Raw genomic sequence first — 14017 nt, forward strand, 5'->3', positions numbered from 1 at the left:
TGGCAGGCCAAAGGCGTACACTACCGGCCTTTCACTTCAACGTCTAAATCCGCGCCGGAACGGGGTTCCCCGCGGCGGCCACCGCGGCCCGCACCGGCACCCTCGCGAGCAGGGCGAACCCCACCACGAAGAAGATCACCAGAGAGATGATGGCATCCCGATAGCTCCCGGTCAGCTGGTACGCGAGCCCGAACACCAGTGGCCCCAGCCAGCTGAGCCCCCGGTCGCTCATCTCGTAGGCCGAGAAGTATTCGGCCTCCTTGCCGCTGGGCACCAGGTGTGAGAAGAGCGACCTCGACAGCGCCTGGCTGCCGCCCAGGACCGTGCCGATCGCGGCGGCCAGCAGGAAGAAGAGCACCGGCGAGTGCGCGGGCAGGAAGTACCCGGTGCCCAGGATCAGCGCCCACACCGCCAGCGAGCCCAGGACGGTCCGCTTGGCGCCGTACGACCGCGCCAGCCGCCCCATCCCCAGCGCACCCGCCACCGCCAGCACCTGCACCAGGAGCACGGCCACGATCAGGGTGTTCTGGTCGAGCCCCAGCTCCTGCGAACCGTAGAGCGACGCCTGCGAGATCACCGTCTGCACACCGTCGTTGTAGATCAGGTAGGCGAACAGGAACGCCAGGGTCAGCGGCCGGGCGCGCATGTCCCGCAGCGTCGCCATCAGCTGCCGCCAGCCCGCGCCCACCCTGCCGTCGGCCGGTACGTGCCCGGCGGGCGCCCGCCGGTCCCGCAGCCGCCGCAGCGGTACGAGCGTGAACGCGCCCCACCACACTCCGGCCGAGGCCAGACAGATCCGCACCGCCGTGCCCTCGGACAGCCCGAAGCCGTCGTGGCCCGAGTAGAGGACCAGATTGAGGACCAGGACGAACGCGCCCGCCGTATAGCCGAACGCCCAGCCGCGCGAGGAGACCCGGTCGCGCTCCTCGGGGCCCGCGATCTGCGGCAGAAAGGCGTTGTAGAGCACCATCGAGACCGACAGCGCGGCATTGGCGACGATCAGCAGCACCGCGCCCAGCAGATAGCGGTGGCCGTCCAGGAAGAACATCCCGGTGGTGGCCGCCGCCCCGATGTACGCGGCTGCCGCGAGCAGCGGCTTCTTGCGGCCCGTGCGGTCCGCCGCGGCACCCACCACCGGCATCAGGACCACCGCGAGCACCACCGAGGCGGACACCGCGTACGCGAACAGCGACCCCGCCCGCACCGGCACCCCCAGCGGGTGCACGAAGCCGTCCGCGTCGGCGGCGTCCTCGGCGATCGCCGTCAGGTACGGGCCGAGGAAGACCGTCAGGACGGTCGTCGAATAGACCGAGCAGGCGAAGTCGTAGAAGTACCAGCCGCGCTGCTCACGGCGGCGTTCGGCGTCCGGGACCGCCTCGGCGGCCCGGACCGTGGTGTCGGTGGTCAAACCCGGCGCCCTCTCGGTCGTGCTCGTGGGCGCGCGCGGGGTGGGTCAGAACCCGGCTCCCCGGTCGGTCAGGACCGTGCGCAGCGTCTCCAGATGATCGGTCATGATGCCATCGACGCCGAGGTCCAGGAGCTTCGTCATCCGATCGGGATCATTGATGGTCCATACGTGTACCTGCAGGCCCAGGGCGTGCGCGGTCCGCACGAAGCGGCGGTCGACCACCGGGATCGGGCCCTGCGCCTCGGGCACCTGCGCACACACCGCGCCCCGGCGCAGCGGCGCCGGGATCCCCAGTGAGCGCAGCCGCAGCGCGGCCACGCCCCGCACCCCGTACGAGGTCGCCAGCCGCGGGCCCGCCAGCCGCTGGGCCCGGGCCACCCGGGCCTCCGAGAACGAACCCACGCACACCCGGTCCCAGGCGCCGGTCCGGCGGATCAGCTCCACCAGGGGGACCAGCGCGGACGCCGCCTTGACGTCCACGTTCCAGCGCGCCCGCGGGAACGCCTCCAGCAGGTCCTCGAAGAGCGGCAGCGGCTCCCGGCCCGCGACCCGGGCCTGGCGGACCTCGGCCCACGGCAGGTCCGCGATCCGGCCGACCGCGTCGGTGACCCGGTCCAGGGTCGCGTCGTGGAAGGCGACGAGCCGCCCGTCCACGGTGGTGTGCACATCCGTCTCGAAGTAGCGGAAACCGGCCGCCTCGGCGCGGGCGAAGGCGGCCTCGGTGTTCTCGATGCCGTCGGCCGAACCTCCCCGGTGGGCGAAGGCGATCGGCGTCGGATGATCGAGGTAGGGGTGGCGTACGCGAGTCACCCGGGCAGTATGGCCTGCTCCGGCGCCTCCTCGGCGACGACCGCCCCCTCGGCGACGACCGCTGCCGACGACGGCGGCGCGGGGACGGCGAACAGCCGCAGGAAGAACTGCGCCAGCGGTCCGATCGCCAGCGCGTACGCGACCGTGCCCACGCCCAGCGAACCGCCGAGCAGGAATCCCGTCCCCACCACCGCCACCTCGATCGAGGTGCGCACCAGCCGGATGGAACGGCCGGTCAGCCGGTGCAGCCCGGTCATCAGACCGTCGCGCGGGCCCGGCCCGAAGCGGGCCGAGATGTACAGGCCGGTCGCCACCCCGTTCAGCACGATGCCCGCGAGCAGCGCCGGGATCCCCGCCGCCAGCCCCGGCGCGTCCGGCACCAGCGCCAAGGTGGCGTCCATCGACAGGCCGATGGCGAAGACGTTGGAGACCGTGCCCAGGCCCGGCCGCTGCCGCAGCGGTATCCACAGCAGCAGCACCAGCGCCCCCACGACGATAGAGACGACACCGATGCTCAGCCCCGTCCGCTCGGCGATCCCCTGGTGCAGCACGCCCCACGGTTCGAGCCCGAGCCCGCTGCGCACGAGCAGCGCCGAGCTCACCCCGTACAGCGTCAGGCCGACGTAGAGCTGGATCAGCCTGCGGGTGAGGTGCGTGGACAAGTGACTGCCCCCCTGTCTGGTGGTAGTGGACCGGCGCATGACACTCTGTGGCTGGGAAAGCAATCCCAACCATGGCCAATTCGGGGAAGGTGGACTGACTTCCATGGCGCAGTGGACCTCGGCGGTCGGGCCGGCACAGCTCGCCCGTCAGCTCAACGCACAGCAGCCCCGCCCGGCGGGCCCCGGCGCGCGCAAGCCGCCCGCCTACCGGGCGCTCGCCGACGGGATCCGGCTCCTGGTCCTGGAAGGGCGGGTTCCGGTCGCCGCCCGGCTGCCCGCCGAGCGGGAACTGGCCCTGGCGCTCTCGGTCAGCCGCACCACCGTCGCCGCCGCCTACGAGGCGCTGCGCGGCGAGGGCTTCCTGGAGTCCCGCCGGGGCGCGGGCAGCTGGACGGCCGTCCCGGCGGGCAACCCGCTGCCCGCGCGCGGCCTCGAACCACTGCCGCCCGAGTCGCTCGGCTCGATGATCGACCTGGGGTGCGCGGCCCTGCCCGCGCCCGAGCCGTGGCTGACCCGCGCGGTCCAGGGCGCCCTGGAGGAGCTGCCGCCGTACGCGCACACCCACGGCGACTACCCGGCCGGGCTGCCCGCCCTGCGCCAGATGCTCGCCGAGCGCTACACCGCGCGCGGCATCCCGACCATGCCCGAACAGATCATGGTCACCACCGGTGCCATGGGGGCGATCGACGCCATCTGTCATCTGTTCGCCGGTCGCGGCGAACGCATCGCCGTCGAGTCGCCCTCGTACGCCAACATCCTCCAGCTGATGCGCGAGGCAGGCGCCCGGCTGGTGCCGGTCGCCATGGCCGACAGCCTCGGCGGCTGGGACCTGCCCCGCTGGCGCCAGGTCCTGCGCGACTCCGCGCCCCGGCTCGCCTATGTGGTCGCCGACTTCCACAACCCGACCGGCGCGCTCGCCGACGAGGACCAGCGGCGCGCACTCGTCGACGCGGCCCGCTCGGCCGGGACCGTGCTGGTCGTGGACGAGACCATGTCCGAGCTGTGGCTCGACGACGTGGAGATGCCGCGTCCGGTCTGCGCGTTCGACCCGGCGGGCGCGACCGTGCTGACCGTCGGCTCCGCGAGCAAGGCGTTCTGGGCGGGCATGCGCATCGGCTGGGTGCGGGCGGCCCCCGATGTCATCCGCTCGCTGGTCGCCGCCCGCGCCTACGCCGACCTCGGCACCCCCGTCCTCGAACAGCTCGCCGTCAACTGGCTGATGGCCACCGGCGGTTGGGAACAGGCTGTCGGCCTGCGCCGCGACCAGGCCCGGGAGAACCGCGACGCACTGGTGGCGGCGGTCCGCCGGGAGCTGCCGGAGTGGGAGTTCGACGTACCGGTGGGCGGACTCACGCTCTGGGTGCGCACCGGCGGAGTCTCCGGCTCGCGGCTCGCGGAGGTGGGGGAGCGGGTCGGAGTACGGGTGCCGTCCGGGCCCCGCTTCGGCGTGGACGGCGCCTTCGAGGGGTACGTCCGGCTCCCCTTCACGGTCAGCGGCCCTGTCGCACAGGAGGCCGCGTCCCGACTGGCGGCGGCGGCCCGCCTGGTGGAACGGGGCGCGAGCGGCGGGGGAGAGTCGCCGCGGACGTTCGTGGCGTGAGGTGGGGGACGGGTCGGGGATGACGGGTGTCAGATGACGAGTGTCAGATGACGGGTGTCAGATGACAGCTGTGCGATGGCAGCTGTGCGATGGCAGCTCCGCGATGGCAGCTCCGCGATGGCAGCTGTGCGATGACAGTCGTCAGGTGTCAGGTGAGCGATGTCTGATGCCGGATGTCAGGTGTCGGGTGACGACTGGGCGATGACAGCCGTCAGATGACGGCTGTCAGATAGCAATAGACGTCATCTGACAGCCGTCCCGCCCGCAGCCGCGCCTCACCCCTCCGCCGGTACCGCCTCCTGGCAGGGTGTCGCCTCCACCGGGAGTTCGCGCTCGGGGAGGAGGTCGAGGACCGCCTGGCGGTGGGCCTCGCTGGTGGCGTCGTCGTACGGGTCCGGCGTCGCCGGGACCTGGAGGCGCAGTACGGGTCCGCCGCCGAGCCGGGCGTAGCCGCGGCCGGGCGGGACGGTGGCGGTCGGGGTGGTGTGCGGCGGGGCGCCCAGGACGGCTTCGGCCTGGCCCGGGGTGGTCGGGCCGAGCACCACGCGTGCGCGGGTGTGCGTACGGACCGGCTCGGTCAGCGCGTCCAGGCTGTCGAACTGTTCCGCCACCACCACCGTGACCCCCGCCGCCCGGCCGTGCCGCAGCGGTGTCTGGAGCAGTTGCTGGGGGTCGGGGCGGCCGTCGGCGGCGGCGAGGTGCCCGAAGACGCTCGGCCGGTCGAGCAGGATCCACAGCGGACGCTTGATGTCGTCCGGGGCGGGCTGACCGGTCTGGCGGGCGCGGTTGGCGGCGATGAGACGGCGTTCGGTCTCGTGCGCCGCCCACTCCAGGGTGGCCAGCGCCCCGGCGAGGCCGCACTCGACGGCCAGGACGCCCCGGCGCCCGGTCAGACAGGCGTACTCGCCGGTGCCGCTGCCCTCGACCACCAGCAGGTCGCCGTGCTGGAGCACTTGGAGGGCGATGGAGCGGAGCAGGTTGGTGGTGCCGCTGCCGGGTTCGCCGACGACCAGCAGATGCGGCTCGGTGGAGCGCGGGCCGGTGCGCCAGACCGCCGGCGGCGCGTCCCGTACGTCGTCGCCGTCGGCGACCGGCACGGTCCGCTGCACCGCGTCGGGGTCGGTGAAGCCGAGGACGGTCTCACCGGGCCCGGCGACGAAGCGCTGGGCGGCGATCGTGGTGGGGAGCGCGTCGAGGACGCGCATGACGAGCTGGTTGCCGGCCTCGTCCCACTCGAACCGGTACTCCCGGCCGCGCCCGGACTTGGCGTGCAGCAACTGCTCGATCCGGGCGCGCGCCTCGGGCTCGCCGTCCGGGAAGTACGCGGGGTAGCGGATCAGGAGGCGGGTGACCCGGCCGTCGTCGTCGAACTCGTACTCGCCGAGCGCCGCCGCCCACTCCCCGCCGTGGGCGAACAGGGGGCTGGGATCCTCCGGCACCGAGAAGTACGGCACGAGGGCCTCGTAGAGGGCCTGGAGGCGGCCCAGCTCCGCCTCGTCCGGGCCGGTCTTGACGGGGGTGCGTTCGCGGCCCTGCCAGGCGGCCGCGGCCATCACCGTGATCAGGGCGAGCAGCGGCCCGTACGGGATGAGCGCGACCACCAGGACCACGGCCGCCACCAGGAACAGCGCGGGACCACGCCGTTCCTTGGGCGTGGCGGCCCACCGGCCGCGCAGGGCGGCGGCGATCAGCCGCAGTCCGCGGCTGACGGTGATGAGCGGATGGAGGACGTCGGTGGCACTGTCGGCGGCCGTGCGCGCGATCTCGCGACTGCGGGCGATCGGAACGCTGGTGCTGCTCAGAATGCGGGGAAGCGGTCGCCGGGCCACGTCGGTCTCCTGTGGGGGTGGTGGGGACTGCGGGAGGTCAGAACTTGATCCCGCCCAGCAGGCTTGCGAGGCTCTGGCCTCCGGCCTTGATGCTCGGGGCGATCGCGGTGCCCGCCAGATAGAAGCCGAAGAGGGCGCAGACCATGGCGTGCGACGCCTTGAGGCCGTCCTTCCTGAAGAACAGGAAGACGATGATGCCGAGCAGGACCACACCTGAGATGGACAGGATCATGAGGAGTTCTCCTGGTAGAGGGGGACAGTCACCATGAGTTCTTCCAGGATCACAGGAAGTATCTATGTGATAAAAGCTGCAATCGGGTGAAATTCTCTGATTTTCACTGGAGTGGCGGATACGAAACCGGCTTCCGGGCGGCACACTGTGCGCCCGCCGGGCCGGTTGTCGTCACCCGCGGTGAGCTTTGCCCCGGGAGGGTCGAGTCATGTCGGTGCCACGGGCAGTACCCTGTCGATTCACTCGTACGGCGCTTTAGTCGTACGTGCCAGGTCAGAGGCGTTCTCGCGGGCGCCGTACGCGGTGTGAAAGGCGGTCCGTCCGATGAGCGATGCCCTCGATCCCGAGGTGGTCGAGCTGGCGGCCAAGATCTTCGATCTGGCGCGCCGGGGTGAGACCGAGGCGCTCGTCGCGTACGTGGACGCGGGCGTCTCCCCGGACCTCACCAACGACAAGGGCGACACCCTCGTCATGCTGGCCGCGTACCACGGGCACGCGGAGGCGGTCTCCGCGCTCCTCGCGCGCGGGGCGGCGGCGGACCGCGCCAACGACCGGGGGCAGACGCCGCTCGCCGGGGCGGTGTTCAAGGGCGAGGACGCGGTGATCAAGGCGCTGCTGGCCGGCGGAGCCGATCCTTCCGCCGGGACGCCGTCTGCGGTCGACACCGCACGCATGTTCGGGAAGACCGAACTGCTCGCACTCTTCGGCGACCACTGAGGTTTGCGCCGGGCACGCCCTGCGTACCTGGTGAGAGGGGCTCGGAAATGTGGTCGCGGTGGCGAAATGCCTGGGTCATCATGACGACGAGCCCCCTTCACCAGGGGCAGGGCCCTTAATCGGGGGCCACACGACGAGAGGCAGGAAGATGGCTCACAACAAGCGGAAGACGGCGGACGGCCGAACATGTTGGCGCGCGGCCTACTAGGGCACGGCACGGATCCCGGTTGCGTCGACAGCTTGATGTGAGGCTATTTTCATGTTTGATCCAGTCATAGCGCCGAGCGGCACCTTGCTCGGCCTGCTGCAAAGGGGCCGCGGCGACGGCACCCTGCACGCGCTGGCGGCCCCCCGCCCCGAGGCCCTGGCGGCCCTGAACCACTGTGTACTGAGCGACCCCCGCCACGACTGGCAGGTGGAGAACCGGTCCCTGTACTACGCGCGCCTGTATCTGGATCTCGACGGCGGACTCGGCGACATCGAGGCCCATCTCTTCGGCGCCGGGGACGTCCTGGACGCCGACGAGCACCGCACGGGTCTCGCGCTGGCCGTCCTGGGCCACCTCGCCTCGTACGGCAGGGACGACGCCCTGCTGCTCCTGCGGCGGTACGCCGCGCACGGCGCCAACTGGGCCTGGGCCCTGGACGAGCTGGCCCTGCGGGACGACGACGCGGGCCTGCGCGCCCTCGCCGAGCCCGTCCTGGCCCGCTTCCCCGGTACGCCCGAGGGCGACGCCGAGCTCGCGGCCACCGTCCGGGACGCGTTCGAGCCCCGGCCCTGGCGGCTGTGGGCCGAGGACACCCGCGACGCGGTGGGCGCCCGGGTGCGCGCCGCCCAGGAAACCGGGTCCTTCGACCGCTGGCAGCGCCAGCTGAGTCCGTCCGGACCCCGGCCGGGCTGGAGCGTCACGGCCGTCTTCGACTGGGCCCAGGAGGGCCTGGAGCGCGGCGCCGATCTGGCGCTGCCCGCCGCCCGCTGCCTGGGCGCGGTGGCGGGGCCCGACGACCGCGAGCTGATCGTGGAGGCCGCACGCGCCGGCGCGGACGGCGCCCGGTGCGCCGCCCTGCACTACCTCGCCGAGTCACGCGACCCGCGCGTGCTCGACCTCGTCGAGGCGGCCATGGCGGGCGGCTCGCGTACCGTCGCCGAGGCCGCCGTCCTCGCCTTCGAGCGGATGTGCGGGCCCGAGGCCGTCGACCGGGCGCGCGGCTGGGTGCACCGGCCGGACGCGCTGGGCGCCGCCGCCGCGGGCGTGCTCGCCTGCCGGGGCGAGGCCGAGGACGCCCAGCTGGTGCTCGGCGCACTGCGCGAGTGCGTGCGCTCCGAAGGGCCCGACGCGCCCCTGCTGCGCCCCCTGGTCGACGGGAGCGCACGGCTCGGCATCGGCTGCGCCGCACCCGTACTGCGCCACCTCTACCGCGAGACCGCCTCCTCCGAACTGCGCGGCCGTACCGCCCGCGCCCTCGCGGCCACCGACCCCTCCTTCGCCACCGGCTTCGCCGTCGAGTGCCTGTGGGACTGCGAGGAGACCACCCGGGAAGTGGCCGCCCAGTACGCGGAGCTGGTCGACGCGCGCGTGGCCGAGCGGCTGCGCCGGCTCGCCGACGACCCGGCCGAGGAGGCCGAGGTCCAGAGCGCGATCCACAACCGGATGGGCCCGGACGCACCGGCGATATGACCCGGCACGGCTGACGGGAGGGGGCGGCGCGCCCCTCCGCCCGCCCGCTGCCGCGGGGCCCCGCGCTGGTCGCGGACGCGCCCCGAGCGCGGGCGTGCCCCGGTCGTAGAAGGGCCCGGAGCGTGGGCGTGCCCCGGTCGTAGATGCGCCCCGAGTGCAGGCGTGCCTCGCCCGGAGGCGCGCCCCAGCCACGGACGCGTTTCGGTGGCAGACGTGCCCCGAGCGCATACGTGCCCCGGCCGGAGATGAGCCTGGGCACAGACGTACCCCGGCCGTGGACGCGTCCCCGGCGCAGACGTCTGCGCCCGCCACCGCGTGCGACACCACCACGCACCCGACCCCGTGCGCCGTCGAGGCGCTCGGGGAAGCGCTCGTCGCTGTGCCGCGCGCCCCCTGGAGCGGCGCGGCCGGGCCCGCCGACGCGCGGAGGCTACGGGGCCGTTGTGGGCCCCGGGCGCACCACAACGCGCCCGCGCACCGGCACGAACCGGACCGGAGTGCCGGGTGCGGCCTGTGCGGCGGCGGGCAGGTCGCGCTCGTCGACCACCCCCACCACCGGATAGCCGCCGGTCGTGGGGTGGTCGGCCAGGAACACCACCGGGCGCCCGTCCGGCGGCACCTGGACCGCGCCCAGGACCATGCCCTCGCTGGGCAGTTCGCCCGGCACGGCCCGCTCCAGGGCCGGGCCCTCGGTGCGCAGCCCGATCCGGTTGCTGGCGGGGGAGACCCGGTAGCGGCCGGTGGCGAGCGTGCGCAGCGCGTCCGGACCGAACCAGTCCCGGCGGGGCCCCGGCAGGAGGCGCAGGATCAGCTCCTCGGGCGGGCCGGGCGCGGGCGCCGCGTCCACGCGCGCGTGGACGCCGCTGGGGCGCCCCAGCGGCAGGACCGCGCCGTCGCGCAGCGGCGCCGGGCCCAGCCCCGAGAGCAGATCGGTGGCGCGGCTGCCGAGGACCGGGTCGACCGTGATCCCCCCGGCGAACGCCACGTACGAACGCACCCCCCGCACCGCCGCGCCGATGTCGAGGACGGCGCCCCCGGGCACCCGTACCAGCGCGCCCCACGCCACCGGGCGGCCGTCGACCGCCACCGGGCAGGGGGCCCCGGTCACGGCCGCGGTGACGTCCCGGCGCGGGCGCACCGCGCAGCCGGTCAGCGTGGTCTCCAGGACGGCCGCGTCCGGTGCGTTGCCGGTCAGCCGGTTGGCCAGGCGGCTCGCGGGCGGATCGAGCGCGCCGGACCGGCCCACCCCGAGGTGCGCGTATCCGGGCCGGCCCGCGTCCTGCACGGTGGTGAGCGCCCCGGCCCGTACGACCCACAGGGCCCCGTCCGTCATGCGCGCTCCTCGACGAACCGCACCCGGGTCCCCGGTGCGAGGAGCGCGGCGGGCTCCCTCGCCGGATCCCACAGCACGGCGTCGGTGCGGCCCACCAGCTGCCAGCCGCCGGGGGAGGAGCGCGGGTAGACACCGGTGTACGGCCCCGCGAGGGCCACCGAACCCGCCGGGACGGCGGTCCTCGGGGTGGCCCGGCGGGGCACGGAGTAGCGCTCGGGCAGCCCCGTCAGATAGCCGAAGCCGGGCGCGAAGCCGCAGAAGGCCACCCGGAACTCGGCCGCGCTGTGCAGGCGTACCGCCGCCTCCGGCGACATGCCCCACCCGGCCGCGACCTCGGCCAGGTCCGGGCCGTCGTAGCGGACCGGGATCTCCACCGAGGCGCCCCGGTCGGCGGGCGGCGGCGGGATCCGCCAGCCGGGCAGCTGGACCGCCAGGCGCGCGGGGTCTTCGAGGCCGTCGAGCAGGACGGTCCGGGCCGCCGGGACGATCTCGCGCACGGCGGGCAGGGTGCCCTCGGCACGGCGGCGCAGCAGCTCGGCGTGGAGCGCCTCGGCCTGCGCGCCGTCCGCCAGCTCGATCAGGAGCGCGTGGTCGCCGACGGGCAGGGTGCGCAGTGCCACAGGGCGCGGCGCGGGCGCCGGTTCGGCGGGGCTCATGCGAACGCCTCCACCCGCACCCCGGCGCCCTCCAGCCGCGCGCGCACCCGGCGGGCGAGTTCGGCGGCGCCCGGGGTGTCGCCGTGCAGACAGAGGGAACGCGCGCGTACCGCGACCGTCGCCCCGTTCTCCGCGACCACCGAGCCGCTCCGGGCCAGGCCGAGGGAGCGTTCAACGACCGCCTCCGGGTCGCTCACGACCGCGCCCGCGCGCCCGCGTGGCACCAGCGTGCCCCGGGGGGTGTAGGCGCGGTCCGCGAACGCCTCGGTGACGACCGGCAGTCCGGCCCCGGCGGCCCGTTCGAGGAGCCGGGAGCCGGGCAGGCCGAGGACCGGGAGCGTCCCGCCCGCGAGCCCGACGCCCGCCACCACGGCCGCCGCCTGCTCCTCGTCGTGCACGACCCGGTTGTAGAGCGCGCCGTGCGGCTTCACGTACGAGACCCGGCTGCCGGCGGCCCGGGCGAACACCTCCAACGCGCCGATCTGGTAGGCGATCTCGGCCGCGAGCTCGTCCGGCGGGACGTCCATGGCCCGCCGCCCGAACCCGGCCAGGTCGCGGTAGGAGACCTGGGCGCCGATCCGCACCCCGCGCTCGGCCGCCAGCGCGCAGACCCGGCGCATGGTGACCGCGTCGCCCGCGTGGAAGCCGCAGGCCACGTTGGCGCTGGTCACGATGGACAACAGGGCCTCGTCGTCGGTCAGCCGCCAGCGGCCGAAGCCCTCGCCGAGGTCGGCGTTGAGGTCGATGGGGGCGGGTGTCATGGTCGTGCGCTCTCCTGTCCGGGCGGTGCGTCGGCGCGGTGGTTCAGGCCGTGCGGTAGTGGCTGTCGGGGACGTCGGTGATCAGCATCCGGCCCGGCGCGTGGGTGATCGCGAAGGGCGGCCGGGAGGCGGCGAGGGCGGCCTGCGGGGTGACTCCGCACGCCCAGAACACCGGCACGTCCCCCGGCTCCGCGCGCACCGGATCACCGAAGTCGGGCCGGGACAGGTCCGCGATGCCCAGCGCCGCCGGGTCCCCGGTGTGCACGGGCGCGCCGTGCACCGCGGGCATCGCCCGGCTGACCCGGCGGGCCGTCTCCACCAGCCGGGCGGGTACCGGCCGCATCGAGACGACGAGCGGTCCGCTGAGCCGCCCGGCGGGACGGCAGGGGCGGTTGGTGACGTACATCGACACGTTGCTCCCCTGCTCGACGTGGCGTAGCGGCACGCCCTCGGCGGCCAGTTGGGACTCGAAGGTGAAGCTGCATCCGATCAGGAAGGAGACCAGGTCCTCGTGCCAGAACGCCCGGACGTCGGTGGGTTCCGCGATCGGCTCGCCGTTCTCCCAGACGCGGTAGCGCGGCAGGTCGGTGCGCAGGTCGGCGTCCGGGGCGAGCGCGGTGGTCCACGCTCCGGGGCCGGTGACGTCGAGGACCGGGCAGGGCTGCGGGTTGCGGGCGCAGAACTCCCGTACGTCGTCCGCCCAGTCGGCCGGGACCGCGATCAGGTTCGCCTGGGCGTACCCCGGTGCCCAGCCCGCGGTGGGACCGCCCCGGCCGGTACGGAAGTGGGCGCGCGCCTCGCGCGGGGTGACGGCGGCGGGCACCGGCCCGTCCGCGCCCGCCACGCGCGCGTGGCCGTCGGGGGCCGAGGCGGACGGGTCCGTCCGCTGCTTCTCGGCCGCTACGCGTGCGTGGGCGCCGGGTACGGACATCGTGGGGTCCACGGTACTCATGTCAGCTCCTGTCCGCGCGTCTCGGGAAGTCCCACCAGGGCCACGACCGCCAGCGCGTAGCCGACCGCGCCCAGGGCCAGGGCCCCGCCCACGCCCCAGCTGTCGGAGAGGTAGCCCACGAAGGTGGGCAGGAAGGCGCCGACGGCCCGGCCGCTGTTGTACGTGAAGCCCTGGCCGGTGCCGCGCACCGCCGTGGGGTAGAGCTCGCTCAGGAACGAACCGAAGCCGCTGAAGATCGCGGACATGCAGAAGCCGAGCGGGAAGCCGAGGACCAGCAGCAGGGTGTTGGCGCCGGACGGGATGTGCGTGTACGCGAGGATGCACAGCGCCGACAGCACCGCGAAGAGCCGGATGTTGCGCTTGCGGCCGATCCGGTCGGTGAGCACGCCTCCGGTGAGGTAGCCGAGGAACGCACCGGAGATCAGGAACGCCAGATAGCCGCCGGTGCCGACGACCGTCAGCCCCCGGTCGGTCTTGAGGTACGTCGGTACCCAGGTGGCGAGCGTGTAGTAGCCGCCCTGGACGCCGGTGGACAGCAGGGTCGCGAAGAACGTGACGCGCAGCAGGTCCTTTTGGAAGATCGCGGCGAACGAGCCGCGCCCCGGGTGCGCCGCGCGCTCCGCGGCGGCCTGCGGGGCGTCGCTGACGTTGCGCCGGATGTAGATCACCAGCAGGGCGGGCAGCGCGCCGGTCCAGAACATCACGCGCCAGGCGGTGTCCGCGTCCACGTAGTGGAAGACCAGCGTGTAGACGATCACGGCCAGTGCCCAGCCCGCCGCCCACGCGCTCTGCACCGCGCCCAGGGTGCGGCCCCGGTGCCGGCTGGAGGCGTACTCGGCGACCAGGATCGCGCCGACCGCCCACTCGCCGCCGAAGCCGAAGCCCTGGAGGGCGCGGCAGACCATCAGCGTCTCGTAGGTCGGCGCGAAGCCGCAGGCGACGGTGAACACCGCATAGGTGATCACCGTGATCATCAGTGCCTTCACCCGGCCGATCCGGTCGGCGAGGATGCCCGCCAGCGCGCCGCCGACCGCCGAGACCACCAGCGTCACCGTGGTGAGCAGTCCGGTCTGGCCGTGGTCGAGGCCGAAGTACGCGCCGATCGCGACCATGCTCAGCGGCAGGGTGAAGTAGTCGTAGGAGTCGAGGGCGTAGCCGCCGAACGCGCCGCCGAAGGCGCGGCGGCCACGCGGTCCCAGGGCCGACAGCCAGGCGAACGGGCCGGTGCCGACGGGGAGTCCACTGTGCTGCTGCTCGGTCTGGGTCGTACTCATCTGCACCTCGCAGGAGGTCTGGCAGGAAGAGGGGACGGTGCGGAGCGGGTGCGGCGCGGGGGTGCGGGTCCGCGTCTGGTGCCGGGTGACGCCCAAGCTAGAGGA

Annotated in this window: 13 protein-coding genes; 3 read left to right on the forward strand and 10 right to left on the reverse strand. The window is 74.1% G+C overall.

Annotated elements, in window-relative coordinates; translation table 11 throughout:
* Nucleotides 1-43: 43 nt before the first annotated feature.
* From AB5J87_RS29675 to AB5J87_RS29685, 3 genes are read right to left on the reverse strand one after another with little or no spacing between them, the layout of a single operon-like run.
* Nucleotides 44-1408: an MFS transporter gene (locus tag AB5J87_RS29675; protein ID WP_369380970.1), complete on the reverse strand. Its 1365-nt coding sequence runs from the start codon at nt 1406-1408 to the stop codon at nt 44-46.
* 45 nt (nt 1409-1453) lie between these two features.
* The gene (locus tag AB5J87_RS29680) at nt 1454-2218 is read right to left on the reverse strand and encodes a glycerophosphodiester phosphodiesterase (protein WP_369380972.1); all 765 of its coding nucleotides are present in this window, start codon (nt 2216-2218) and stop codon (nt 1454-1456) included.
* Nucleotides 2215-2919, reverse strand: coding sequence for a YitT family protein (locus AB5J87_RS29685; RefSeq protein ID WP_369380974.1), 705 nt, complete (start codon nt 2917-2919; stop codon nt 2215-2217). The genes AB5J87_RS29680 and AB5J87_RS29685 overlap by 4 nt, the downstream gene beginning before the upstream one ends.
* A 64-nt stretch (nt 2920-2983) precedes the next feature.
* On the opposite strand from AB5J87_RS29685, the gene AB5J87_RS29690 reads away from it, so the two are divergent.
* Nucleotides 2984-4480, forward strand: a complete 1497-nt coding sequence (locus AB5J87_RS29690) for a PLP-dependent aminotransferase family protein (protein WP_369380976.1) — start codon at nt 2984-2986, stop codon at nt 4478-4480.
* Nucleotides 4481-4755: 275 nt separating this feature from the next.
* Here AB5J87_RS29690 and AB5J87_RS29695 read toward each other — a convergent pair whose 3' ends face one another.
* Together AB5J87_RS29695 and AB5J87_RS29700 are read right to left on the reverse strand one after the other, a co-directional pair.
* Nucleotides 4756-6309: a hypothetical protein gene (locus AB5J87_RS29695; protein WP_369380977.1), complete on the reverse strand. Its 1554-nt coding sequence runs from the start codon at nt 6307-6309 to the stop codon at nt 4756-4758.
* Nucleotides 6310-6346: 37 nt separating this feature from the next.
* On the reverse strand, nt 6347-6541 hold the full coding sequence (locus AB5J87_RS29700; RefSeq protein ID WP_067155558.1) for a hypothetical protein: 195 nt from the start codon (nt 6539-6541) through the stop codon (nt 6347-6349).
* A gap of 324 nt (nt 6542-6865) precedes the next feature.
* On the opposite strand from AB5J87_RS29700, the gene AB5J87_RS29705 reads away from it, so the two are divergent.
* Both AB5J87_RS29705 and AB5J87_RS29710 read left to right on the forward strand, forming a co-directional pair.
* Nucleotides 6866-7258, forward strand: coding sequence for an ankyrin repeat domain-containing protein (locus AB5J87_RS29705; RefSeq protein WP_369380979.1), 393 nt, complete (start codon nt 6866-6868; stop codon nt 7256-7258).
* Nucleotides 7259-7517: 259 nt separating this feature from the next.
* Complete coding sequence (locus tag AB5J87_RS29710) at nt 7518-8936, forward strand: HEAT repeat domain-containing protein (RefSeq protein WP_369380981.1); 1419 nt, start codon at nt 7518-7520, stop codon at nt 8934-8936.
* 430 nt (nt 8937-9366) lie between these two features.
* Here the strand turns inward: AB5J87_RS29710 and AB5J87_RS29715 are convergent, their stop codons facing one another.
* The 5 genes from AB5J87_RS29715 to AB5J87_RS29735 are packed head-to-tail and all read right to left on the reverse strand — an operon-like array spanning nt 9367 to nt 13912.
* Complete coding sequence (locus AB5J87_RS29715) at nt 9367-10269, reverse strand: biotin-dependent carboxyltransferase family protein (protein ID WP_369380983.1); 903 nt, start codon at nt 10267-10269, stop codon at nt 9367-9369.
* Complete coding sequence (gene pxpB / locus AB5J87_RS29720) at nt 10266-10925, reverse strand: 5-oxoprolinase subunit PxpB (protein ID WP_369380986.1); 660 nt, start codon at nt 10923-10925, stop codon at nt 10266-10268. The genes AB5J87_RS29715 and pxpB overlap by 4 nt, the downstream gene beginning before the upstream one ends.
* Nucleotides 10922-11686 (reverse strand): LamB/YcsF family protein, encoded by a 765-nt coding sequence (locus AB5J87_RS29725; protein WP_369380987.1) that lies wholly within the window; start codon nt 11684-11686, stop codon nt 10922-10924. The genes pxpB and AB5J87_RS29725 overlap by 4 nt, the downstream gene beginning before the upstream one ends.
* A gap of 43 nt (nt 11687-11729) precedes the next feature.
* On the reverse strand, nt 11730-12638 hold the full coding sequence (locus AB5J87_RS29730) for a putative hydro-lyase (RefSeq protein WP_369380989.1): 909 nt from the start codon (nt 12636-12638) through the stop codon (nt 11730-11732).
* A complete protein-coding gene (locus tag AB5J87_RS29735) occupies nt 12635-13912 on the reverse strand; it encodes an MFS transporter (protein WP_369380992.1) in 1278 nt (425 codons plus the stop codon). Before AB5J87_RS29735 ends, AB5J87_RS29730 begins: the two co-directional genes overlap by 4 nt.
* Nucleotides 13913-14017: the final 105 nt, after the last annotated feature.

Origin of the sequence: Streptomyces sp. cg36 (genome assembly GCF_041080675.1) — a bacterium.
GTDB lineage: Bacteria > Actinomycetota > Actinomycetes > Streptomycetales > Streptomycetaceae > Streptomyces.

Bases quoted from the DNA above. Each gene is read 5' to 3' on its own strand.
- AB5J87_RS29710 (WP_369380981.1), top strand. From the start codon at position 7,518: ATGTTTGATCCAGTCATAGCGCCGAGCGGCACCTTGCTCGGCCTGCTG.
- AB5J87_RS29685 (WP_369380974.1), bottom strand. From the start codon at position 2,919: ATGCGCCGGTCCACTACCACCAGACAGGGGGGCAGTCACTTGTCCACG.
- pxpB (WP_369380986.1), bottom strand. From the start codon at position 10,925: ATGAGCCCCGCCGAACCGGCGCCCGCGCCGCGCCCTGTGGCACTGCGC.
- AB5J87_RS29730 (WP_369380989.1), bottom strand. From the start codon at position 12,638: ATGAGTACCGTGGACCCCACGATGTCCGTACCCGGCGCCCACGCACGC.
- AB5J87_RS29715 (WP_369380983.1), bottom strand. From the start codon at position 10,269: ATGACGGACGGGGCCCTGTGGGTCGTACGGGCCGGGGCGCTCACCACC.
- AB5J87_RS29700 (WP_067155558.1), bottom strand. From the start codon at position 6,541: ATGATCCTGTCCATCTCAGGTGTGGTCCTGCTCGGCATCATCGTCTTC.
- AB5J87_RS29705 (WP_369380979.1), top strand. From the start codon at position 6,866: ATGAGCGATGCCCTCGATCCCGAGGTGGTCGAGCTGGCGGCCAAGATC.
- AB5J87_RS29690 (WP_369380976.1), top strand. From the start codon at position 2,984: ATGGCGCAGTGGACCTCGGCGGTCGGGCCGGCACAGCTCGCCCGTCAG.
- AB5J87_RS29725 (WP_369380987.1), bottom strand. From the start codon at position 11,686: ATGACACCCGCCCCCATCGACCTCAACGCCGACCTCGGCGAGGGCTTC.
- AB5J87_RS29735 (WP_369380992.1), bottom strand. From the start codon at position 13,912: ATGAGTACGACCCAGACCGAGCAGCAGCACAGTGGACTCCCCGTCGGC.